Annotated in this window: 15 protein-coding genes, 2 tRNA genes and 2 pseudogenes; 2 read left to right on the top strand and 17 right to left on the bottom strand. The window is 42.5% G+C overall.

Features of this window, described 5'->3' with window-relative positions; all coding sequences use genetic code 11:
* Positions 1–16 precede the first annotated feature (16 nt).
* From NXX38_RS10670 to yaaA, 9 genes and pseudogenes are all read right to left on the bottom strand, one after another.
* The gene (locus NXX38_RS10670; RefSeq protein WP_258981925.1) at positions 17–1,216 is read right to left on the bottom strand and encodes a glycoside hydrolase family 88 protein; all 1,200 of its coding nucleotides are present in this window, start codon (positions 1,214–1,216) and stop codon (positions 17–19) included.
* Between the two features lie 250 nt (positions 1,217–1,466).
* The gene (locus tag NXX38_RS10665) at positions 1,467–1,958 is read right to left on the bottom strand and encodes a DUF4488 domain-containing protein (RefSeq protein ID WP_195648648.1); all 492 of its coding nucleotides are present in this window, start codon (positions 1,956–1,958) and stop codon (positions 1,467–1,469) included.
* 139 nt (positions 1,959–2,097) lie between these two features.
* Positions 2,098–3,501 (bottom strand): asparagine--tRNA ligase, encoded by a 1,404-nt coding sequence (gene asnS / locus NXX38_RS10660; RefSeq protein WP_148366576.1) that lies wholly within the window; start codon positions 3,499–3,501, stop codon positions 2,098–2,100.
* A 105-nt stretch (positions 3,502–3,606) separates the two neighbouring features.
* The gene (locus NXX38_RS10655; RefSeq protein WP_195648649.1) at positions 3,607–5,085 is read right to left on the bottom strand and encodes a pseudouridine synthase; all 1,479 of its coding nucleotides are present in this window, start codon (positions 5,083–5,085) and stop codon (positions 3,607–3,609) included.
* Positions 5,086–5,159: 74 nt separating this feature from the next.
* Positions 5,160–6,506, bottom strand: a complete 1,347-nt coding sequence (gene purB / locus NXX38_RS10650; RefSeq protein WP_195648650.1) for an adenylosuccinate lyase — start codon at positions 6,504–6,506, stop codon at positions 5,160–5,162.
* Between the two features lie 140 nt (positions 6,507–6,646).
* Positions 6,647–6,721 (bottom strand) — tRNA-Val (locus NXX38_RS10645).
* A 36-nt stretch (positions 6,722–6,757) separates the two neighbouring features.
* Positions 6,758–6,832 (bottom strand) — tRNA-Val (locus tag NXX38_RS10640).
* A gap of 186 nt (positions 6,833–7,018) precedes the next feature.
* Complete coding sequence (locus NXX38_RS10635; protein ID WP_148366579.1) at positions 7,019–7,564, bottom strand: sugar O-acetyltransferase; 546 nt, start codon at positions 7,562–7,564, stop codon at positions 7,019–7,021.
* A 3-nt stretch (positions 7,565–7,567) separates the two neighbouring features.
* A pseudogene (yaaA, locus tag NXX38_RS10630) lies at positions 7,568–8,342 on the bottom strand (peroxide stress protein YaaA).
* Between the two features lie 145 nt (positions 8,343–8,487).
* Between yaaA and NXX38_RS10625 the strand changes: the two are divergent.
* A complete protein-coding gene (locus NXX38_RS10625; protein ID WP_255518787.1) occupies positions 8,488–8,619 on the top strand; it encodes a hypothetical protein in 132 nt (43 codons plus the stop codon).
* A 198-nt stretch (positions 8,620–8,817) separates the two neighbouring features.
* Here NXX38_RS10625 and carB read toward each other — a convergent pair.
* Positions 8,818–12,040 (bottom strand): annotated as a pseudogene (gene carB, locus NXX38_RS10620) (carbamoyl-phosphate synthase (glutamine-hydrolyzing) large subunit).
* Between the two features lie 274 nt (positions 12,041–12,314).
* Complete coding sequence (locus NXX38_RS10615; RefSeq protein ID WP_258979426.1) at positions 12,315–12,899, bottom strand: hypothetical protein; 585 nt, start codon at positions 12,897–12,899, stop codon at positions 12,315–12,317.
* 198 nt (positions 12,900–13,097) lie between these two features.
* On the opposite strand from NXX38_RS10615, the gene trpS reads away from it, so the two are divergent.
* Positions 13,098–14,192, top strand: a complete 1,095-nt coding sequence (gene trpS, locus NXX38_RS10610; protein ID WP_004297181.1) for a tryptophan--tRNA ligase — start codon at positions 13,098–13,100, stop codon at positions 14,190–14,192.
* A 90-nt stretch (positions 14,193–14,282) separates the two neighbouring features.
* On the opposite strand, the gene NXX38_RS10605 is transcribed toward trpS, so the two are convergent.
* From NXX38_RS10605 to NXX38_RS10580, 6 genes are all read right to left on the bottom strand, one after another.
* The gene (locus NXX38_RS10605) at positions 14,283–16,670 is read right to left on the bottom strand and encodes a DUF2339 domain-containing protein (protein WP_258979424.1); all 2,388 of its coding nucleotides are present in this window, start codon (positions 16,668–16,670) and stop codon (positions 14,283–14,285) included.
* Between the two features lie 658 nt (positions 16,671–17,328).
* Positions 17,329–18,516: an OmpA family protein gene (locus tag NXX38_RS10600; protein WP_148366583.1), complete on the bottom strand. Its 1,188-nt coding sequence runs from the start codon at positions 18,514–18,516 to the stop codon at positions 17,329–17,331.
* Positions 18,517–18,619: 103 nt separating this feature from the next.
* Positions 18,620–20,515 carry a DNA mismatch repair endonuclease MutL gene (gene mutL, locus NXX38_RS10595; protein ID WP_148366584.1) on the bottom strand — a complete coding sequence of 632 codons (1,896 nt, stop codon included), beginning with the start codon at positions 20,513–20,515 and terminating at the stop codon, positions 18,620–18,622.
* 17 nt (positions 20,516–20,532) lie between these two features.
* Entirely contained in the window at positions 20,533–20,832 is a 300-nt protein-coding gene (locus NXX38_RS10590; RefSeq protein WP_004297174.1) for a hypothetical protein, read from the bottom strand.
* 1 nt (position 20,833) lies between these two features.
* Positions 20,834–22,483: an OstA-like protein gene (locus NXX38_RS10585; protein ID WP_148366585.1), complete on the bottom strand. Its 1,650-nt coding sequence runs from the start codon at positions 22,481–22,483 to the stop codon at positions 20,834–20,836.
* A gap of 22 nt (positions 22,484–22,505) precedes the next feature.
* The gene (locus tag NXX38_RS10580) at positions 22,506–23,888 is read right to left on the bottom strand and encodes a peptidylprolyl isomerase (protein WP_122138585.1); all 1,383 of its coding nucleotides are present in this window, start codon (positions 23,886–23,888) and stop codon (positions 22,506–22,508) included.
* Positions 23,889–23,890 lie beyond the last annotated feature (2 nt).

Here is a 23,890-nt window from a genome sequence, read left to right as displayed (position 1 = left end):
CTATATTCATTCTTGTTTAGCCGAACTTCTTCAATTCTTTATATCGTCTTAATGCTTCCAGATAATAATAATCCGCATAGTTTAACGGTACATCCACCTCGCTATCATGTGGAAAACTACCCACCGAGTGTTTCAGGATGAATCCTTTATTCTCATTCTCCTTCGCCAGATAATCCGGTGAAGAAAGCTGTTTTAATATATTTTCCGCATACTCCATATAACTGTTACTTAGATTCTTATCATCTGTATATCCGCATAGTTCGAGCAAAGCGGAAGCGGTAACAGCCGCGGCGGAAGCATCACGCGGGGCGTTCGGAATATCCGGTGCATCATAATCCCAGTAAGGAATATAATCATTTTCCGAAGGACGGTTCTCCATTATAAATCGGGCAATCTTATGCGCAGCTTCCAGATAAGCGGAATTTTTCGTAAAGCGGTAACACATCGTGTAACCATACACTCCCCATGCTTGTCCGCGTGCCCAGGCGGAAGAATCGGAATATCCTTGGAAAGTTCCTTTAGACTCCACTTTCCCGCTAGGTACGGAATAGCTGACTACATGATAGGAAGTCATGTTCTCACGAAAATGATTCTTCAAGGTTTTGTCAGCGTGAGCCATCGCAATATCACGATATTTAGAATTTCCGGTTTGTTCGGATGCCCAGAAAAGCATCTCAAGATTCATCATATTATCAATAATCACCGGGTAACTCCAATCCCCAAAATCCCAGGAACGAATCAAGCCGACTTCCGGACCGAAACGCGTACAAAGGCTCTCGGAAGAATTTACCAAAACCTGTTTATCTTTCGGTTCCGGTTTCAAACGAAGCGCCTGTCCGTAGCTACAATACATCATAAAGCCAATATCATGGTTTCCTGTATAATATTGAATATCTTCCAGACGGTTCGTATATTTACGGGCCTCCTTCGCCAACGCCTCATCCCCTGTCATCTCATAGGCCAGCCACATGGAACCGGGATAAAAACCACTTGTCCAGTCTTTGGCATTTTCCAGACGGTAACTTCCATCCGCCTTGGTAGAACGTGGAAAACAAACTGTGTCAGGTACATTTTTCAACTGATCCGCCATATAAAGTAACTGATGACCGGATGTTTTCACCGCAGTTTCAAACCATTCCGGCGTACCCGCTTTAGGAATATCACAAGCGGTCAGCAGACCTATTCCCAAAACCGCCATATACAACTCTCTTTTCATTTCCATATTTATAGTTTTAATGATTTATTTTAGATTTAATGTCTCATCTTTACCGATAGCAAAATTAGGGATTGCCGAAAAGAAAGGCTTTATATATCTATTTTTTCATCCTTGATTCCATATGCGTCAATGTAGATTTCGTCCAAAACACTTTTGTTTTTGTCTATTCTCATATAATCATACAAAAATTGCGCACACCTTCTTTAAAAAAGAGGATGTGCGCAATTTTGTTTCAGTCTGCGAACCTTGCTTATCTCACAATATCTTCCGGAAATTTAGCCGGCATCTCCACCCGTTTCCAAGTTTCATAATACCAGGTATTCAACTCGTTTCCATTCAAATCATTCTTGATGAAATATTTCAGACACAGATAATCATTGTCTTTTATTTCAAATTCGAGGATATTATCCTGATTATCCAACATTGGCAGATGAATATTCTTCTCGATACTTTCTTTATAAGAATCATCCGTCAGTTGTTTCCACATTCCATATCCTGTAATGATGGCATCCGAACCGGGGATAATGGTAAAGTTCACGATCCGTCCGTCATCACTCAACACTTTAAATGTATTACTGGGTTTCAATGCTCCCGGAACATCGGGAGATTCCGACACATAGTGGCAGAGCTGCCAAATACCTTTTAAATCGGCCGCTTTGAATTTTGTTTTCTTTTGGGCCATCGCACCTGTTACCGCTAACAACATCATTGAAAGCATGGTAAAGAAAAAGAGCTTTTTCATTGTCGTATGATTTTAGTTAACACTCTCGAAGGCGTATGTCCAAATATAAATATTTATTTTGAGAATATAACTATCAAAGACATAAAAAAACTCGCATAACCCAAAGATTATGCGAGTTTTACATAAATATACCGAAATATTAGAAATCAGCATTTCTCGGTGTACGCGGGAACGGTATCACGTCACGGATGTTCGCCATACCTGTAACGAATAATAACAGACGTTCAAAACCAAGTCCGAAACCGGAATGAGGACACGTACCAAACTTACGGGTATCCAGATACCACCACATATCTTTCATCGGGATGTGCATTTCTTCAATACGGGTCAGCAGCTTGTCATAGTCCGCTTCACGTTCGGAACCACCGATAATTTCACCGATCTTCGGGAAAAGAACGTCCATTGCACGTACAGTCTTACCATCTTCGTTCTGCTTCATATAGAAGGCTTTGATTTCTTTCGGATAGTCAGTCAGAATCACCGGACGTTTGAAGTGTTCTTCCACCAGGAAGCGTTCGTGTTCAGAAGCCAAATCCACGCCCCAGTAAACCGGGAACTCGAACTTATGGCCTTTCGCAACAGCTTCTTCCAGAATCTTGATACCGTCTGTATAAGGCAGACGTACGAACTCATCTTTCAATACACCTTGCAGACGTTCAATCAAGCCCTTGTCGAACATATCGTTGAGGAACTTCACATCATCCGCACAGTTATCCAACGCCCATTTCACACAATATTTGATGAACTCTTCCGCCAAGTCCATATTGTCTGTAATATCGTTGAAAGCAACTTCCGGCTCAACCATCCAGAACTCTGCCAAGTGGCGGGGAGTGTTGGAGTTTTCGGCACGGAACGTAGGACCGAATGTGTAGATAGCTCCCAAAGCAGTAGCAGCCAATTCACCTTCCAGCTGACCGGAAACGGTCAAACTTGCCTGCTTACCGAAGAAATCATCTTCATAAGAGATAGAGCCTCTCTCGTCTTTCTTCAAGTCATACAGGTTCATGGTAGTCACCTGGAACATCTGTCCGGCACCTTCACAATCGGAAGCCGTAATGATCGGCGTATGGAAATAGAAGAAGCCCTTTTCATGGAAGAACTTGTGAATAGCAATCGCCATGTTGTGACGGATGCGGAACACAGCACCAAACGTATTCGTACGCGGACGCAAGTGAGCAATCTCGCGCAGGAACTCCATAGAGTGACCTTTCTTCTGCAATGGATATGTATTATCACAAGTACCCAGCACTTCGATTTCACGAGCCTGTACTTCCACTTTCTGACCGGAACCTACTGACTCTACCATTTCTCCGTTCACGCTAATACAAGCGCCGGTAGTAATCAGTTTCAGCATCTCTTCATCGAAATTAGCCAAATCTACTACGACCTGCAAATTATTTATTGTAGAACCGTCATTCAGTGCGATAAAGTTTACTTGTTTGCTACCTCTGCGGGTGCGAACCCATCCTTTCACATTGACCATCGCGCCAATATCTGTGCGCTTCAACAGATCAACAATTTTTGTTCTACCAATCTTTTCCATTTAACTTTTTCTTTTTAGATACAAGAAGACGAGGTTTCAATTACAGGGTTCATTCTTTCCTGCTCTCTTTCCTCGTCCTCTGTCAAGTTGTTATTTATTGACTTATTATTCAAACGACCCCATACGGAGGTAGTTTACTTCTGCTTCCGACAGGTAACGCCAGTCTCCGCGACGCAGCCCTTTTTTGGTCAGTCCGGCGAAGAACACACGGTCGAGTTTTACTACTTTGTAACCCAGTGATTCGAAAATACGGCGAACGATACGATTCTTACCGGAGTGAATTTCGATACCTACCTGGTCTTTTTTGAAATCATCTGTATAGCTGATTGCATCTGCATGGATTTCGCCATCTTCCAACTGGATACCAGCTGCAATCTGATCCATATCCGCTTTTGTCAGGTTCTTGTCCAGATGAACATGATATATTTTCTTCTTCAGGAATTTCGGGTGTGTCAGCTTGGAAGCCAGATCACCGTCATTCGTCAGCAAGAGTACACCAGTCGTGTTACGGTCAAGACGTCCTACGGGATAAATACGTTCGTTGCAAGCGCCTTTTACCAGATCCATTACCGTACGGCGTTCCTGCGGATCATCCGATGTAGTAACCGTATCTTTCGGCTTATTCAACAATACGTATACCTTACGTTCGATGCTTACCGGTTCATCGTGGAACTTAACCACATCCGAACGTTTGATCTTTGTACCCAATTCCGTTACTATTTCACCGTTTACAGAAACCACACCTGCCGTGATAAATTCATCAGCCTCGCGACGTGAACAAACACCGGCATTAGCCAGGAACTTATTCAGACGGATCGGCTCATTCGGATCAATAAACTGTTCCTTGTACTCGATCTGTTTCTTTACGCTATACTTAGCATTCGGATCATAATCGCCGGTACGCGGACGAGGACGATAGCCTCCTTGTGAACGGTCATTGTTGTATCTCGGACGATAGCCGCCACCACCGTTGTTGCTACGATAGCCACCACCTTCACCGTTGTTGAAACGGGGACGATACGGACGGTCACCACCTTCACGGTTGTAAGAAGGACGTTGAGGACGGTCGCTACCTTCGCCGTTATTGAAACGGGGACGGTACGGACGGTCACCACCTTCACGGTTGTAAGAAGGACGTTGAGGACGGTCACTACCTTCGCCGCTATTGAAACGGGGACGCTGGGGACGGTCATAAGAACCACCTTCACGATTGTAGGAAGGACGTTGGGGACGGTCATAAGAACCACCTTCGCGGTTGTAAGAACGTTGCGGGCGTTCGCCTCCTTCATTATTGTTATTGAAGCGAGGACGATACGGACGATCGCCACCTTCACGATTGTAAGAAGGACGTTGGGGACGGTCGCCATAAGAGCGGTCACCATACGAACGCTGCGGGCGTTCGCCTCCTTCATTGTTGGCATTAAATCGCGGGCGATACGGACGATCCCCGCCTTCACGGTTGTAAGAAGGACGATACGGACGTTCTCCACCTTCTCTGTTGTAAGACCTGTTACCATCACGGCCGGCACCTGTATTCTCTTCATTGAAAGAATTTTCGCGCCATTCTTCGTTTTCTGTGCTCATTTTTTTTATTCGAATAAAATTAGACTTTGGCCTCACGGCCTATTTAAAAACACGTTTATTATATAAGTAAACAATTAAAGCCCCGTATAAGTATGGGGAGTGATTGCTCTTAACTCTTTTTTAATATCTTCGCTTACATTCAATTCTTCGATAAACTCTTTAATAGAACTTTCTGTAATAGCCTGATTAGTCCGGGTTAAAGCTTTCAAAGCTTCATACGGATGCGGATAAGCCTCACGGCGCAGAATAGTTTGAATAGCTTCTGCCACTACGCTCCAGCAGTTATCCAAGTCACGATAGATAGCCGGTTCGTTCAGCAACAGTTTACGCAATCCCTTCAAAGAACTCTGAATGGCAATCACGATATGACCGAAAGGCACACCTACATTACGCAGCACTGTCGAGTCTGTCAAGTCGCGCTGCAAACGGGAAACAGGAAGTTTCACAGCCAAGTGTTCCAGGATAGACGTTGCTATACCCAGGTTACCTTCCGCATTTTCAAAGTCAATCGGATTCACTTTATGCGGCATGGCGCTTGAGCCCACTTCTCCGGCTTTGATCTTCTGTTTAAAGTACTCCATAGAGATATACTGCCAGAAGTCACGATTCATATCGACCATAATTGTATTGATACGCTTCATGCTATCAAAAACAGCAGAGAGGTTATCATAGTTCGAAATCTGCGTAGTATATTCTTCACGTTCCAGCCCCAGTTTTTCTGCAACAAACCGATTACCGAATTGTTTCCAGTCATATTGAGGATAAGCTACATGATGCGCATTGTAATTTCCGGTAGCACCACCAAACTTAGCGGTAATCGGACATGCTTTCAACATGGCCAGCTGACGTTCGAGACGGTAAACGAATACCATCACTTCCTTGCCTAAACGAGTAGGAGAAGCCGGTTGACCGTGAGTTTTGGCAAGCATCGGAATGTTAGCCCATTCTGTTGCATAAGTTTTCAACTGCGCAATCAACTCTTCAATCAACGGATAGTAAACCTGTTCCAATGCTTCTTTGATAGAAAGAGGAACAGACGTATTGTTAATATCCTGAGAAGTCAGTCCGAAGTGGATGAATTCTTTATAGTCATCCATTCCGCCCATCTTGTCAAATTCTTCTTTCAGGAAGTATTCTACGGCCTTCACGTCGTGGTTAGTTACACTTTCGATATCTTTAATGCGCTGTGCGTCTGCTTCAGAGAAGTTACGGTAGATATTCCGTAAAGTTTCAAACACGTTGCTATCGATTCCTTTTAATTGCGGCAAAGGGAGTTCGCACAAGGTGATAAAGTATTCCACCTCTACCTGTACACGGTATTTAATCAGTGCAAATTCAGAGAAATAAGCTGCCAAAGCTTTAGTTTTGCCTCTATATCGACCATCAATCGGAGATATGGCCGTCAATACATCAAGTTCCATACGTTTTCTTAGATAATTATCAGACTGCAAAATTAACTCTTTTTCCTGAGTTATAAGGTAAAAGGAGAAAGAAAGTTTGTATAAAAGAGGTAAGAAATAAAAAAAGTCTCACGAATTCATCCGTAAGACTTCTTTTTGTGTGGGCGTTGACGGATTCGAACCGCCGACCCTCTGCTTGTAAGGCAGATGCTCTGAACCAGCTGAGCTAAACGCCCTTGTTAATGAGCCGGAAGTGCTTCGTTTTTTTTGTGTGGGCGTTGACGGATTCGAACCGCCGACCCTCTGCTTGTAAGGCAGATGCTCTGAACCAGCTGAGCTAAACGCCCTTACACTTCCGTTTCAAAAGCGATGCAAAGGTACGGCATTTTTTGAATTCTGCAAACATTTCATGTATTATTTTTCAAGAAAGTTTTTGTCTAATAAAGGAAAGCCCTGATTATCAACAAATAATACAAAAAAGTTTTTTTCTTGCAACTTTCACTTCGTCCAGTCCTTCTAATAGATAAAGCAACCTATTTACGAATCACACGTGCCGGATTCCCGACTGCAACACTGTCGTCGGGAATATCTTTCGTCACAACACTCCCCGCTCCTATCACACAACGATTACCGATCGTCACACCGGGACAGATAATAGCGCCGCCGCCAATCCAGCAGTCTTCACCAATCGTCACCGGATAAGCATATTCCTTAGAGCCTCTTCTTTCCTGATAATCCATTGGATGATGCGGCGTATAAATTTGCACGCAAGGGCCGACCAGTGTGTGAGCACCAATCGTGATATATCCTCCATCGAGGAAAGTGCAATTGGCATTAACAAACACATGTTCACCCAACTTAATTCCGTCTCCGTGGTCGCAATGGAAAGGCGGGCATATAATAGAAGTTTCAGGAATCCCAGGCACCAACTTTTCCAATAATTCCCTATACCCCGCATCGTATGTACTCATTCCCCGCATACGTGCCAATAGCTTTTTGGCATGTTCAAAACGTACCTGCAATTCCGGTGCAGACATATCAGCCAACTGGCTACTACGCATCTTCTCAACTTCCGTCATACTTTATACTTCTTTACCGTTAGTAAATACAAACTTCTTTTCATTCGAAAGAGATTCGTTAAACTCAAATCCTTCCCAAGAGAAGCCTTTCAGATCCTCCGGATTTTCAACTCGATTCTTCAGAATGAATCGTGTCATTTCACCACGGGACATTTTGATATATATCACTATTGAAGCCAATTTTCCATTCTTCCAGACCTGAAATTCGGGAGTGATGACACGCACCTCTTTTTCTACCCGCTTCCAATCAAACAAACTCTTCATCTCGTCACTAGCCAAATTGCAAAGTATGCCGCCGGCTTTCTTTATATCTTCTATGAACACATCCGTCAGGTGAGACTGCCAATAAGAGAACATCGTCTGATTGCCCAGTTCAGGCAACACTATATCTCCTTCCAACCGATAGGAACGAATGACATCCAAAGGCCTCAACAACCCATAACAAAAGGAAGTCAGCCGCAGGTGTTCCTGTGCATATTCAAATTCTTCTTTCGAGAAATCTTTTGCATTCAGCCGTTTGAACACAATTCCGGTATAAGCCAATAAAGCTGGCAGTTCCGGTGTACCCTCTGCATGAAAAGCCTGATAACGCTTGTAATTTTCCACAGCTATCTTAGCATTCACACGCAACAGACGCTCCAGTTCGTCCACCGAAAACTGTGACATTTGCAAAGCAACCCCGGAAGCTTCTTTTTTGAAATCGTGGAACCGTCTTCAAAGGAACTTTTACCTTTGAAGTTTCACTCATAGTCTTGGCACAAGATAGAAGTACTAACATCGCTAAATCTGATTTTATCTTTTCAAGAAACAAAAGTAAATAATAAAAAGCAAAAAAACATTCTACTAGAGATTTTAAATATTACAAGTTGCTGTCATCCGTCACCCAAAGCCTAATAATGCATTGACTATAAACAAGTAAGACTGTGACAGCAAGACGTGATGGCATGGTGACAGCACCATTTTCCGTCACCATGCCGTCACACTTTATCAATGCATCCTTCCGCTATAAGACTTTCATCCCTTCGGATGATGAAATCAAGGAAGCCTTAGTTTAGTTAGTTTCCAGCCACTGAAACTTTAGTTTCTCACTGGTGAAACTCCAGTTTCTCACCGATGAAACTTTAGTTTCACACCGACGAAACTTTAGTTTCACAGTGCGGAACTACCAGTAGCAAGGCACATAAAAAAAAGAACCCTCTCTTTGAACAAGCCAAAGAAAGAGTTCTTTTTCTTAAATAAACGACTAAAACAGTTTATTTATATTCCTGCCAGCTCTTGATCTGAATATCACCCAATTTCAATTCGCAGAATGCTTCGATAAAGGCACTTGCCAGACGAGCATTTGTAATCAATGGAATGTTGTGATCAATCGCACCGCGACGGATACGATAGCCGTTCGTCAATTCACGCTTACTATGATTCTTCGGAATGTTAACGATCAAATCAAACTTATGGTCAGCAATCATCTTCATCACGTTGTTCTCTGCACCCGGTTTTTCATCCGGCCAATAAACCGGAATTGTGTCTACTCCATGAGCGTTCAGGAAAGCTGCAGTTCCGGCAGTAGCATAAATCTGATATCCCTTAGCAAACAACATACGGCTAGCATCCAGCAAATCCACCTTCGACTTCATGGCACCGGAAGAGAACATAACCGCTTTTTCAGGAATCTTGAATCCGGTAGCAATCATTGAATTCAGTAATGCTTCAGAGAAATCGTCCCCAATACATCCAACTTCACCCGTAGAAGACATATCCACACCCAATACCGGGTCGGCATTGTGCAGACGAGAGAAAGAGAATTGAGAAGCTTTTACACCAATCCAATCGATATCAAACGCAGATTTGTCCGGACGTGAGTACGGAGCATCCAGCATGATACGGGTAGCTGTTTCGATGAAGTTACGTTTCAGAACTTTAGACACAAACGGGAAGCTACGAGAAGCACGCAAGTTACATTCGATAACTTTCACTTCGTTGTTACGAGCCAGGAACTGGATATTGAACGGACCGGAGATATTGAGTTCTTTGGCAATCTGACGGCTGATCTTCTTGATACGGCGTGCCGTTGCAAAGTAAATCTTCTGTGCCGGGAATACCAGTGTAGCGTCACCGGAGTGCACACCGGCAAATTCCACGTGTTCGGAAATTGCGTATTCCACCACTTCACCATTCTGGGCAACAGCGTCAAATTCAATTTCTTTTGTATTTTCAAGGAATTGAGAAACAACTACCGGGTATTCTTTAGAAACTTCGGCAGCCATCTTCAGGAAGTTCTCCAATTCTTCATCATCGTAGCAAACATTCATTGCAGCTCCCGAAAGAACATAAGAAGGACGAACCAATACCGGATAGCCTACTTTTTCTACGAATCCTTTCACCTCTTCGAGACTAGTAAGTTCCATCCATGCCGGTTGGTCGATACCTAGTTGGTCGAGCATAGCGGAGAACTTGTTACGGTTTTCAGCACGGTCGATAGAGATCGGAGAAGTACCTAGTACAGGAACCGACTGGCGGTAAAGTTTCATAGCCAGGTTGTTCGGAATCTGTCCACCTACAGAGACAATCACACCGCGAGGTTGTTCCAGATCGATTACGTCGAGTACACGTTCGAACGAAAGTTCGTCGAAGTACAGACGGTCGCACATATCATAGTCAGTAGAAACCGTTTCAGGGTTGTAGTTGATCATGATTGACTTGTAACCCAACTTGCGGGCTGTCTGAACGGCATTTACCGAACACCAGTCAAACTCAACCGAGCTACCGATGCGGTAAGCACCCGAACCCAGTACCACTACTGATTTTTCATTCTTATAATAGTTTACATCATAACCTTCTACTGCATAAGTCATATACAGGTAGTTAGTCAGTTCCGGATGTTCGGAAGCGACGGTATTGATACGTTTCACAGCCGGAAGAATACCCAAAGCTTTTCGATGAGCACGTACAGCCAAGTTTTCTTTCTCCATATTTCCAGTCGGGTTCAAGACGAAGCGGGCAATCTGGAAGTCAGAGAAACCTAAGATCTTCGCTTCACGCATCACGTCAGCCGGAATATCTTCTACCTTATTATAAGCAGACAATTTAGCTTTGTAGTCTACGATATTTTTCAGTTTGCCAAGGAACCAGGGATCGATCTTAGTCAGGTCGTGGATACGTTCGATAGTGTAACCTTCTTCCATGGCCTGTGCGATAGAGAAGATACGTAAGTCAGTCGGACAGGAAAGTTCTTTATCCAAATCGTCAAAGTGCAGTTCGTCGTTACCTACGAAACCGTGCATCCCCTGACCAATCATACGAAGACCTTTCTGGATGATTTCTTCGAAAGAACGGCCGATAGACATAATTTCACCCTACCGACTTCATGCTTGAACCGATCTCACGAGATACACCGGCAAACTTAGTCAAGTCCCAACGAGGAATCTTACAGATGTAATAGTCAAGTTCAGGAGCTGAATATGCTGAATTCGGAGTACCCATTTCACCGATCTGGTCGAGTGTATAGCCGAGTGCTACTTTAGCAGCAACGAATGCCAACGGATAACCGGTAGCTTTAGACGCCAATGCAGAAGAACGGCTCAAACGGGCATTTACTTCAATCACACGGTAGTCGTCCGTATCAGAGTTGAAAGCATACTGAATGTTACACTCACCCACGATGCCGAGGTGACGGATACATTTAGTAGAAAGTTCTTTCAACAGAGTCAATTCTTTATCATCCAGTGAACAAGTAGGAGCCACAACGATTGATTCACCGGTATGGATACCCAGCGGGTCAAAGTTTTCCATGCTGGCTACTGTGAAGCAATGGTCGTTAGCGTCACGGATCACTTCAAATTCGATTTCTTTCCAGCCTTTCAAAGATTCTTCTACCAGAATTTGTTTAGAGAAAGCAAAGGAACTTTCAGCCAGTTTCAGGAATTCTTCTTCGTCGGCACAGATACCGCTACCAAGACCACCCAATGCATAAGCAGAACGTACCATGACAGGATAACCGATTCTGCGTGCAGCAGCGATGGCATCTTCCATGTTTTCTACTGCCTGGCTAACCGGAGTCTTCATCTCGATTTCGTTCAGTTTCTTCACGAACAAATCACGGTCTTCTGTATACATGATAGCTTCTACCGATGTACCAAGCACCTTTACTCCGTATTTATCAAGAATACCCTGTGTGTAGAGTTCCGCACCGCAGTTCAATGCAGTCTGTCCGCCGAATGCCAGCAAGATACCATCAGGACGTTCTTTCTTGATAATTTCTTCTACAAAATAAGTATTTACGGGAAGGAAATACACTTTATCGGCAATACCTTCAGAAGTCTGAATGGTTGCGATGTTCGGGTTTACCAATACTGAGCTGATACCTTCTTCTTTCAAAGCTTTCAGTGCTTGTGAGCCTGAGTAGTCGAACTCTCCGGCTTGTCCGATTTTGAGTGCTCCAGAACCCAAAACGAGAACTTTCTTGATTTCCTTTTCCATTTCTTTTGTTGTTATAATAAGTTGTTATTTCTAAGTTCGTCCATAAAAAAAATGCGTTACCCTCAAAAAAGGATTAACGCATTACCAAAGAACTAAAATATCGTTTTTGGAGAAAAGAGAAGAAGTCTGCCGTTTCCGGGTGCAAAACATCCGAATGTAGATAATACTTACTTCTGATTTCCTGTTGATTCATTGTCGATTTCAAAATTTGTGCAAAGTAACGACATATTTTGCACATGACAAAAAGAAACGTTCACTTTTTTACCGAAATAGTTTACCGCGTCAATGAAACGGTTGTTTTTCCATTGGCTTTTTTAATGAATACTTTCTTGTATGGTTCGTCGTCGTCCGAGTAAACATGTACGCCATTATATTTCCAAGATATTATTTTTGCCCAATATTTACCGCCAACAATGTCTCTATCCGTATATTTATAGGTGATTTGCATTCCATCCTTATCGCCATTTACATAAATTGGAAAAGAATAAGTGCTCTGTCTTTCATCTCCATAAGCGCTCACTGTGCAATAGTAGAGTTTTTCCTCTTCGTCATAAAGAATCCAGTTATGGTTACCGTTATAATTGCCATGTTCCTGGAGATCTTCCGTACGTTCTATCGGATTTTCTATTTCTTCTCTCCATGATACAGGAAAAGTTTCTTTATTCTCCGGATTTATCAGACTGTTTCCATTCTCATCTATATAGTAAAATTGCACCGTGTTACCTCTCGAAAAGAAATTTCCATCCGGGATGCTATCATACCAGCCTTCTTCCTCATCAGTCATTTCATCATTACAACCTATCAGGCTGAATGTACCTAAAACGAATAGCAACATTCCTAGTAGTTTTCCCGTTTTCATAATATAAAAGTTTTTAGATACCGACAAAGATATTGAATTAATCCGGTAAACAGAATATTTTCTTTAATAATTTTCTGATAGATAGCTCATTTTCAAGACTAACAGTAGTAAGCATTAATCATGAAGTAGCTACATTTTGATGTATCTTTCAGTTTTTATCCTTATCTTTGTTGCCATTATATAATAAGGTAATAAAATATGGGAAAAGAAAAAATCATATTGACGGGCGACCGTCCTACCGGAAGACTTCATATCGGTCACTATGTAGGTTCGTTGAAACGCAGAGTTGACCTGCAAAACGCAGGTGATTATAGCAAGATGTTTATCTTCATTGCCGATTCGCAAGCATTGACAGACAATATAGACAATCCGGAAAAGGTGCGTCAGAATGTAATTGAAGTAGCCCTTGACTATCTGGCTTGTGGCATAGATCCGTCTAAAGCTACCATCTTCATACAGTCGCAAATTCCGGAATTATGCGAGCTTAGCTTCTATTATATGGACCTTGTAAGCGTATCCCGACTGCAACGTAACCCGACTGTGAAATCGGAAATCCAGATGCGTAACTTTGAAGCTAGTATTCCCGTAGGTTTCTTCACTTATCCTATCAGTCAGGCAGCGGACATCACAGCATTCCGTGCAACAACTGTCCCTGTGGGTGAAGACCAGGAACCAATGCTCGAACAAGCTCGTGAAATCGTTCGCCGTTTCAACTATATATATGGTGAGACATTGGTAGAACCCGAAATCCTGTTGCCGGACAATGCAGCCTGCCTGCGTCTTCCGGGAACTGACGGTAAAGCTAAAATGAGTAAATCACTCGGAAACTGTATCTACCTTTCGGAAGAACCGGAAGAAATCCAGAAGAAGATTATGAGTATGTATACCGATCCGGGACATCTCCGTGTACAAGACCCGGGAAAGATTGAAGGTAACACCGTATTCACTTACCTTGACGCTTTCTGCCTTCCCGAACATTTCGAACGCTACTTACCGGATTATCCGAATCTGGCAGAATTGAAAGCACATTATCAACGCGGCGGACTGGGCGACGTAAAAGTGAAACGTTTCCTAAACTCTATTATGCAAGAAATACTCGAACCGATTCGTAATCGTCGTAAAGAGTTCAGCAAAGATATTCCGGCTATCTATGACATGCTTCAGCAAGGATGCGAAGTAGCCAGAGCTGCTGCTGCCGAGACTTTGGCAGATGTGAAAAAAGCAATGAAGATTAATTATTTCGATGACAAGGAGTTAATCGAGGAACAGGTAAAACGTTTCTCACAGGAATAAGGAAGTTTGCATAAAAACGTATCATATAAAGTAAAGGCTGCCTACTCTAAGAAAGAATGGCAGCCTTTATTATAATATACAATTTAAGATTTAGCTAACTTCATCTTCGTCATTCTTGAATAATACATCCTTTAGTTTCTGATAAAGGAATGAAAGTATCAGTAATATCAGTCCGAGAATGATGAACACAATGATTTTACCAATAGTAGGCATTGCCCACAAATCGTCAAATACAAGTTTAAGCAGAACGATTCCGAAAGTCGAAAGGCTTATCATGCGCATGACTTTCTGATGCAAACGCATCCCTAGTCCCATCTGAACAAATCCGGCAATACTTAATGAAAGCGAAAGACCGGCACTGAAATCATCCACTCCTACCTGCCAGAGGAAAGAGCGCACCATTGTCACCCAAAGAAGAGTGACCAGAATATTGAGATAAATAGTGAAACGACTCTTGATGCCGATTAATAGATAGTATTGGCGTGCCACATAATAGATATTCGCTATTACAAAGGCTGCCGTGAACCATCGCAGTACAACAGGCACAAAAGCCATGTTCTCCCATTGGTCTCCCCATATATTTATGATGTATACAAGCGAATTTACCCCAATAGCCAGCATATAGAAAGTCAGATATCGGGTGATCGGGAATCTTTTTCTGAAAGCATAACAAACACTCGAAATGGCAATGGCAGTAAACAAGAACATTGCTCCGCTCCTCGTAGCTCCCTCAAAATGCAGGTGGAACTCCATCATAAATGTATAATAGAGTATAGCTACAGAGACAAAAAGCATGAAAGGATTCCAGAAACCATATTTCAGTTGACGGGCTGTAGAGAAGAATGAGCTATAATGTCCCATCAACAAAGCAAATGCTCCGGTAGCCAGCCCTACAAACAAAGAGGTGACAAATGAACTGTTCAGGAAAATAGTGCCGACAACATGATGTTCATACATTACTACATTATATATATCCATCAGGTAAGAAATAAAGGTGAGTCCCACCAGTATCTTTGCCGCATATTCATATACCCGGATTCTCGACTTGATATAAAGCCATAACAATAACACCATTTCTGACGCCCAAACTAATGTTATATAATTTCCATCCAACTGAATCGGGACGGTAATAGAGACAAATGTCAACACAAGTCCCAAAGTGGTATACACCAAGAATTTATAGTCCTTCCGGCTCTTCCATAACCAAAGCACCAGCCCTAAATTAACAAGAGCGATAAACAGGCTCAACAAACCGCTTGCTTTGAAAGACCATCCCATATTCCGCAAGAACAAAGCTCCCGAAAGCAAATAAATAAAATTATTCGTTATAATGACGAATACCAGTCCCCGACTCATTGTTCGCATATCTTCCCCACGAAGAATGGAGAACACCGGAAGCAGAAAAATAAAATAAAACAGAGTGGTAAACAAAAACAAGTGCCCCGAAATAACTGTAGAACTGGAGGTATAACTAAATAAAAGAAAGATTCCCATTATCAGCCAGGTAAAGACAAATGAGATAATCGGAAGCTCACCCCACTTCTTATAAATGGAAAGTCCGAACATACCGAGATTCAGGATACTTACATAAGTGAACAGTACCAGATAACTTCCCTCTCCACTGCTCACGATGAAAGGTGCAAGAAATCCTCCGACAAGTGAAATGATAGCCAGTTCACGCCGATTGTACACCACAGACAGAACAGACATAAATACAGTGACGCCTATCAGAATGATAAACGCCATAGTCTGCGAGAAGATATGATAATAATGGAATGCAATGGCAACCGTAAGATAGAATACAGCAAAAGCGCCACCCGCAAGTAACGAGCTAAATGTACGATATTTCTTTTGCAACCGTTCGGCAACGGCCAGCAATACAGCTCCCGTCAGGAAACCAAGTACGGTACGGAAAGTCTCATTGATCCAATTCTTATCAATAGCATACTTCACAAAGAAACCTACACCGATGACGAATATAAGGATACCGATCTTTCCGAAGAGATTCTCACCGATGAACCTCTCGTAATTCACTTGCTTCTTTTGTCTTGAAACAGCCGGAGCAACCGGGATAACCGGAACAGTCGGAGATTTAGCAGATTCTTTTCGAACAGCCTCAATACAAACTTCTTCCAGTTCTGTTTCAACCGTCTTTTCTAGTGTCTCACGTACTGTTTCAACAACCGATTCTTGTTTTTCCGGAACAACTTTCCCTTGTTGTGCAGCCTTTATTACCGTAACATGCTCTGTCATTTGAGAGATCAAAGGGACATCTTCTGTTTCTTTTACAACTATTTCCTCTTTAGGTTTATGCTCTTCAGTAGCAGCCTTTTGCTGAAGTTTGAGATAATCGTCCATTCGTTTCTTTATCTCATTCAATTCTCTCTCTACTTTCCCGAAGCGATTATCCAACCTACTCAATAGCACAAATAGCATAACTAAAACAAGTAGCGCATATACAGTATTAAAATCGTCCATAATATTCCAGATTTGAGTTCGATATCACAAATATAGATAATAATTAATAGTCTCAATCAATTGTTATTAAATTATTTGGATTATCGCAACAATGTAAGTTTACATCAATTACACAAATCAGACTACAGATCTCAAAGTCTGAAGATAGCAATCGCCCTTTACCTTTATCCCAGGCCCCCGATGAATAAAGAGTTGGCGGGTGAATGGCGACTCTTACACCAGCTTTTTCACTTTGCTTTGCATGCAATATCATTATAGCTAATCAGAATATCATTATAGCTAACAGGAATATGCTAATAGCAAAAACAAATATGCTAATAGATTATTTTTTTCATTGGGATGATTAAAAAAAACATTGCAGTGTTTTCTCCAATTAATACAAGGATTTTAGAAAACACTGTAATGACATTTTTTCGATATGTAATGTGATGAATACAGTAATGAAAAGGACTTCCTTCACCCGCAAACAGTGTATTCATCGAGAGTTCAGAAGAAAGGTGAAGGGGATGGGAAAATTACAACTCGCATTCACATTCTCTACCAAACTAATAAAAAGGCAGCTGAAAGCGAAAATACCTTATTTCAGGATTCGCTTTCAGCCGCCTTCTCTCTTTCAGCAGGCGATCACAAAGAATCGCCGGATACTGAAATTATATGATTACTGTGCTGATTCGACCAATACTACACGGTTCAGAATCGGTTGACCGAATTTGTCAACACCACCACCGGCTGCAACTTTCAATCTATCGGCAGAGATGCCATACTTTTTAACGAGCAGGTCTTTAACAACTTGCGCACGTTCCAAGCTCAACTTCTGGTTGAAAGCCGGAGTACCTGTTGCAGAGTCTGCATATCCGTTGATTGTGTATGTAGCATTCGGAGTATCTTTTATCTTGCTGGCAAGATATGACAAGTTCATTTCTTCCTGCGGAGATAATTTATCAGAACCAATCTTGAAGAATACAGTACGCGGAGCAATGTTAGTATCTGTTATAACAACTTCTTCAGTATCTTCTACTTCAACCGGTTGTTGTGCATTTGCCAACTGCTGTTGTAATTGCATATTAGCTGCTGCCATTGCATTCATCTGATTACGCATCTGGTTCAATTCAAGTTCAGAGATAATCTGTGGAACCGGACGTTGGAATCCGCGAGTTGGGAAATAATAAGTTACACCAATAGTAGCACCTAAGATACCATCGTAATCAGGTTTACTTCCGTGTTCGCCGTCAAACTTGCCTTCCAGACCTGTTGCACTCAATTCCAAGTTCAAGTCAACAGCATTCGACAAACGGAAGCGGTTGATAATACCTGCATTGAAAGTAGCGGAGTTAGTGTGAGGACGAGAATAAGCATGAGCCCAACCGGCACCAATATAAGGGATAATTTCATATACACGGTTCGGATTGTATCCACCGAAAAGTGCGTTCAGGTTAATCATCAAATCACCATGCAAGTTCATGTAGTCCCATCTTTGTTTGTAAGAGCCATCTTCTCTCGGACCGCCAACCACATAATTAGCAGTTTCGCTGGTGGTGAATCCTTTGGCCTGTAGACCGCTGTACTGCAAACGCAATCCGAATCCCGGAGTTACCCATTTACCAACAGACACGTTGAATGTAGGAGCGACACGATCTCTGAACTTACCGATATGGTCATTGTTTCCATACAATACCTGAGCACCTCCTCCTACAGAGAAGAACCAGTTACTCCAGAAAGGATTAGTTATTACTTGATATTTATCTTGCACCTGAATCACTTCGTATTCAGTTACAGTCATTGTCTGCTGCGCAGAAGCGACAGACGCAACGCCGGCAAATGCCAGCAACATCAGAATCTTTTTCATATACCTAATAGTTAAGTGGTTATTTAAATCTTTTTCTTTGTTGAACTATTTAAATAACACGAACTGGACTAAAAGGTTTTAGGAAAAGATGAATTTATTTGTTTTATTTGAATAATCTTTCGATGTCCTCCTCCTTAATAGTTGTCAAAACGATTTTCCCGTCGGGTGTGTAATTCGGTGAGGGACAGGCAAAAAGGTTGTCTACAAGGCTTACCATTTCTTCATTACTCAACACCTGTCCGTAGACAATAGCCGCTGCCCGCGCCAATGTAATTGCCAGAATACTTTGAATCTCTTCTTTAACGTCACTTCCTTTTTCCATCGCTGTATGTAGCATATTACGCACCAGCTCGACCGGATTCAGTCCTTCAATACCCGAAGGAATACCATTAATGGCATAACTACCGCCTCCCAGATTGCTCAAATCGAAGCCGACTGCCGACAAATCATCCATAATACTTTGAAGAACAGCAGCTTCCGAAGCCGGTAATTGTAATATTTCCGGAAAAAGAACGCCCTGCGATACTCCCTGTTTCTGCTGTATCTGTATCATATAGCGATCAAAAAGCACCCGTATGTGTGCCCGGTGTTGGTCGATTAACATCAAACCGGATTTAACTGAAGTCAGAATAAACCGCCCTTTGAACTGTAAATGCTGATTCCCCTTTTCCATCACCGGTTCATTGGCATACAAAGTAGAAGAAGCAGCGGATGTCATCGTCTCTATCTTTTCTTCCACAAAGGCCGATTCGCCTCCAATAGAAGAATCCGCCCAATCCATTTCGGGTTCCGGCTGCGGATTATTCATCTTACTGGCTTTTGTCAGCCCTCCGTACAAATCCTCCCATTCTACTTTCGAACGGCTATACGATCCGCCGCCACCGGTAGAGACTTTAAACGGATTATATTCTGTATTATAATGTACCTTCGGAGGTTCGGAAGATATCTTTTCCTCAAATGCCGGAATGTCAGGCATATCCTCCGTATCAAAATCAATGGAAGGGATAGCACTGAACTTACCCAACGATTCCTTAACGGATGCTGAAAGTATCTGCCAGATGGCCTGCTCATTCTCAAACTTGATTTCGGTCTTTGTCGGATGAATATTTACGTCAATATTGGCCGGATCCACATCAAAATAGATAAAATAAGAAATCTGTTCACCGACGGGAATCAACTGCTCATAAGCCTCCATGACTGCCTTATGGAAATAAGGATGGCGCATATAGCGTCCGTTGACAAAGAAATACTGATGGGCTCCTTTCTTACGGGCAGTCTCCGGCTTGGCTACATATCCGGAGATTTTCACCATGGTAGTGTTCACGTCTATATTCAGTAATTGCTGGTTGAGCTTCTTACCGAAAATAGCAAGAATACGCTGACGCAACTGTGATACCGGAAGATTGAAAAGTTCCGAATCATTACTATAAAGCGAAAAGGCAACTTCCGGATGCACCAAAGCGATACGCTCAAATTCGGCAAGGATGTTACTCAATTCAGTAGAATTAGCCTTTAGAAATTTACGACGGGCAGGCACATTAAAGAACAGGTTCTTTACAGAGAAGTTGCTTCCTTTAGAACAGGATATAGCCTCCTGACTCTCCACTTGAGAACCTGCAATCACCAGCTTCGTTCCCAGTTCTTCCGATTCCGGGCGCGTCTTTAGTTCTACCTGCGCCACTGCTGCGATGGATGCCAATGCTTCTCCGCGAAATCCCATGGTACGCAAAGCAAACAAGTCCGCAGCTTCCCGTATCTTGGAAGTAGCATGCCGCTCAAAAGAGAGACGGGCATCCGTTTCGGACATTCCTTTTCCATCGTCAATCACCTGAATACAGGTTTTACCCGCATCAGTCACTAACACATGTATATTTTGCGCATCTGCATCAATCGCATTCTCCACTAGCTCCTTGATAACAGATGCCGGACGTTGTATTACTTCACCGGCAGCAATCTGGTTAGCTACCGAATCAGGTAACAAATGAATGATATCGCTCATACTTCGTAAATTAACAATTAAAAACTCCAGCTTCCTGTTGCTAAATAATGCCACAGATAGAGAAGGAAGGCTATGATTATCAGTATGATTCCGAAAGAGACAGGTTTGCGGCCACTTGCTTTTCTTCTTTTCAAATGTGTAGTACCTTCGACGAATTTACCGCGAATATCTTCCGGATTAAATTCTTTCTCCGGCAGCATTCCCAAGTCACGTTTGGCGTTCTCCTCCATCTTAGCGAGCTTTTCTTTCCGCTCGTCCACATAAATGTATTGATGATTAAAGCCCCGGGGCTTTCTCATTGAGTTAAACATTCCCATACTACTTCATATTTATTAAGTTTCGCTTTTCTGTCTTTGGTCGCCGGTCGGTAGTCGGCTTCAATGTTTCTCCCGCACGCTTGCTGCGCCAGTTGAAAATATCGTCCTTATTCAGCGGACGGACATAGTCGAACCAGGCAAAAGTGGGAAGACGCAGTTTATCAGGCGGTATCTGGTCCATCGGATACATCGTTCCGTTGGATTTGCCGATAAAGAGTCCTTTTTCCATTTTCTTATCCTTCATATAAAGATGGAGCATACTACCTTCCAGACAATTAAATCCGGTCATCGTACTGTCTTTCTCTTCAGGATAAAAAGCTGTCAATACATTACCGATCACCTCAATATGGCGCATATCTCCATTAACGAAATAGGCTTTCATCTCCTTGCCGGACACTTGATTATAGTGAATAGAGTCTTTCATCTCTACTGTCAATGCCTGGTTGATAATGTGCGCCCAGTCAATCGTACTGTCATTCATATAAATCTTGATCTGCTCACCAAGCAGTTGCTGTCCGTCATTCCAAAGAATAGGGTCAGTATACATGGTCATACAGGAATCTTTCGAATTATAAACCAGTGAGTCACATACTCCCTGAACATCTGTACGATACATACGTACTTTATGGTAAGCCTTCATCAACCGATACAAAGAATCGGTATTCAGATTATAGGACACCATCTGCAAAGTATCTCCATGCAGATAAAGACTGTCTCCCTGTGAATAATCGATAGCAACAGCGCGTTTTGTTGCAAATGCGGAGTCCGTCAATTCATTATAGAAACAATAATCACCCGTCAGCATATTCTTATTAATGGAATCTGTCATCTTCACATTATCGAATGCTTCTCCGTAACCGATTATCCGGTCATAGAAGAGACTGTCGCCTACAAGTTTCTTCCCCTGATTGGTCAGGACCGAACGGTCCAACAATTCCGCTTGTTCGGTCAATGTGTTATAGAATCCCCGTTCCGAATAGATATGATTATTATCACTGACGATATTGGAAGGTCCGAGAATCACTGCTATTTTGTTCTCCGTATTATACCTCAATGTATCGGAGGTCAACACAAACTTAGGATTCACCAGCTTCACATCATGGTTGAATACCGACTGTTTCGTTGCAGGGCTATATTCACCCCAGTCAGAAGTCAGTACATTCTCTTCATCCATCAAAGTTCCTCCCTCGAAATAATATCCGAGGTCGTAGAGACGGTCATAGTTCAAACTGTCCGTCAGCAAAGTAGTGTTCCGGTTAATCATCTTCACATTTTCACGAAGTTGCGCAATTTGCGTCATTCCGTCATAATAAAGATAATCACCATAGATGAACAAGGTATCTCCCTGTTCCATACGCACATTACTGAAGGCTTCTACGGAGTTGGTTTTCTCAAAAATCAGTGCACTGTCACAGTACATATACATACTGTCATGGCGCAACTTCACGTTACCAATCAACACCTGCACATCCGGACGTGCCAGCTTATCCGCCTGTCCTTCGTCAGCATGAAGCAAGTAAACTTTGGTCTTTTTATTCTCCGGTTGCTTCTTGTTGTCTTGCGCAAGACATACACCAAACAGGCATAGAAAGCCTATAAGGAGCCATCTATGCCTGTCTTGTTGTTTATTTTTCTTATTCTTTTTCAGCATATAAAGTCAAAGCAAGGTTATATCAGTCATTCTTGACCCAACCCGGATACTTGAAGTCACACTTCTGCCAGTTTTCGTTGATGCGTACATAAGTGTGTTTTTGCTTGTTCAGAATCCATTTCTGCAACACCTCTTCGCGACGCTTATCCATTACGATTTCTTTCAGATCCTGATAGTCTTCCGCGATGGTTGCTTTATGACCATTGATTTTCGTTTTCAATTTCACGATAGCGCATACTTCTTTTCCATCTTTCTCATTAATCATTGTAAAAGCTTTGGAAATCTCGCCAACATTCATCTTATCCACTACCTTAGCAACGTCTTGAGGAAGATCCTGCATCTGGAACTTAGAGGTAGTGATACCTGAATGTTCATTGATGTTCACCATGATACCATGATTGTTACGGGTATCCTTATCTTGTGAGATAACGGCAGCCGCATCATCAAATGTGAATTTGTTAGCACGAATATCATCTGCAATAGAATCCAGACGGGCACAAGCCTCGGTCAGTTCTTTTTCCGATACTTTCGGACGCAACAGGATATGGCGAGTATTAACACGGTCACCACGCTTCTCAATCAACTGGATAATATGGAAACCAAATTCCGATTCTACAATTTTGGAAACTTTCTTCGGGTCCTGCAAGCTGAATGCCACATTCGCATAAGCGGGGTCCATCATACCACGTCCCATAAATCCACATTCACCACCTTTAATGGCAGAAGCCTTGTCTTCAGAATACAAACGTGCCAATGTGGAGAAGTCGATTTCTCCTTTTGTCACACGATCCGTATAATCACGCAGTGTCTTCTTTACATCCTCAATTTCCGAAACGGGTATTTTGGGTTGCAAAGTAATAATCTGCACTTCCACCTGTGTAGGAATGTAAGGGATGCTATCCTGTGGAAGGTCTTTGAAATAACGGCGTACTTCTGCCGGAGTCACTTTGATATCTCCTGCCAGTTTCTGCTGCATCTTCTGAACCGTCAATCCGTCACGTGCATTATCACGCAAAGTCTCACGAATCTGGGTGGATGTTTTATTGAAATACTCCTCCATTTTCTCTCTGGAACCGATCTGCTGGATGTACATATTGGTCATCATATCCACACGCTGAATGATTTCCGCTTCGGAAACCTCGATACTGTCCAACTTTGCCTGATGCAGGAATAACTTCTGCACAGCAATCTCTTCAGGAATTACACAATAAGGATCGCCTTCGAATCTGCGTCCATTATACAAGGCATCCATACGGGCCTCTTCTACATCTGATTTTAAAATAGCTTCGTCACCTACAACCCAAACTACTTCATCAACCACATTATCTTGTGCATAGGTTGCCACATTAGCAAATATTGCCAGGACAAGGGTAACAACAAATCTAAAGTTCACAAACTTCTTCATTC

This window comes from Bacteroides sp. BFG-637 (assembly GCF_024793605.1).
GTDB lineage: Bacteria > Bacteroidota > Bacteroidia > Bacteroidales > Bacteroidaceae > Bacteroides > Bacteroides vicugnae.
The sequence above is the reverse complement of the archived record's forward strand: the minus strand, read 5'-3'. Positions and strand labels throughout refer to the sequence as shown.

Bases quoted from the DNA above. Each gene is read 5' to 3' on its own strand.
- NXX38_RS10670 (WP_258981925.1), bottom strand. From the start codon at position 1,216: ATGAAAAGAGAGTTGTATATGGCGGTTTTGGGAATAGGTCTGCTGACC.
- NXX38_RS10665 (WP_195648648.1), bottom strand. From the start codon at position 1,958: ATGAAAAAGCTCTTTTTCTTTACCATGCTTTCAATGATGTTGTTAGCG.
- asnS (WP_148366576.1), bottom strand. From the start codon at position 3,501: ATGGAAAAGATTGGTAGAACAAAAATTGTTGATCTGTTGAAGCGCACA.
- NXX38_RS10655 (WP_195648649.1), bottom strand. From the start codon at position 5,085: ATGAGCACAGAAAACGAAGAATGGCGCGAAAATTCTTTCAATGAAGAG.
- purB (WP_195648650.1), bottom strand. From the start codon at position 6,506: ATGGAACTTGATGTATTGACGGCCATATCTCCGATTGATGGTCGATAT.
- NXX38_RS10635 (WP_148366579.1), bottom strand. From the start codon at position 7,564: ATGACGGAAGTTGAGAAGATGCGTAGTAGCCAGTTGGCTGATATGTCT.
- NXX38_RS10615 (WP_258979426.1), bottom strand. From the start codon at position 12,899: ATGAAAACGGGAAAACTACTAGGAATGTTGCTATTCGTTTTAGGTACA.
- trpS (WP_004297181.1), top strand. From the start codon at position 13,098: ATGGGAAAAGAAAAAATCATATTGACGGGCGACCGTCCTACCGGAAGA.
- NXX38_RS10605 (WP_258979424.1), bottom strand. From the start codon at position 16,670: ATGGACGATTTTAATACTGTATATGCGCTACTTGTTTTAGTTATGCTA.
- NXX38_RS10600 (WP_148366583.1), bottom strand. From the start codon at position 18,516: ATGAAAAAGATTCTGATGTTGCTGGCATTTGCCGGCGTTGCGTCTGTC.
- mutL (WP_148366584.1), bottom strand. From the start codon at position 20,515: ATGAGCGATATCATTCATTTGTTACCTGATTCGGTAGCTAACCAGATT.
- NXX38_RS10590 (WP_004297174.1), bottom strand. From the start codon at position 20,832: ATGGGAATGTTTAACTCAATGAGAAAGCCCCGGGGCTTTAATCATCAA.
- NXX38_RS10585 (WP_148366585.1), bottom strand. From the start codon at position 22,483: ATGCTGAAAAAGAATAAGAAAAATAAACAACAAGACAGGCATAGATGG.
- NXX38_RS10580 (WP_122138585.1), bottom strand. From the start codon at position 23,888: ATGAAGAAGTTTGTGAACTTTAGATTTGTTGTTACCCTTGTCCTGGCA.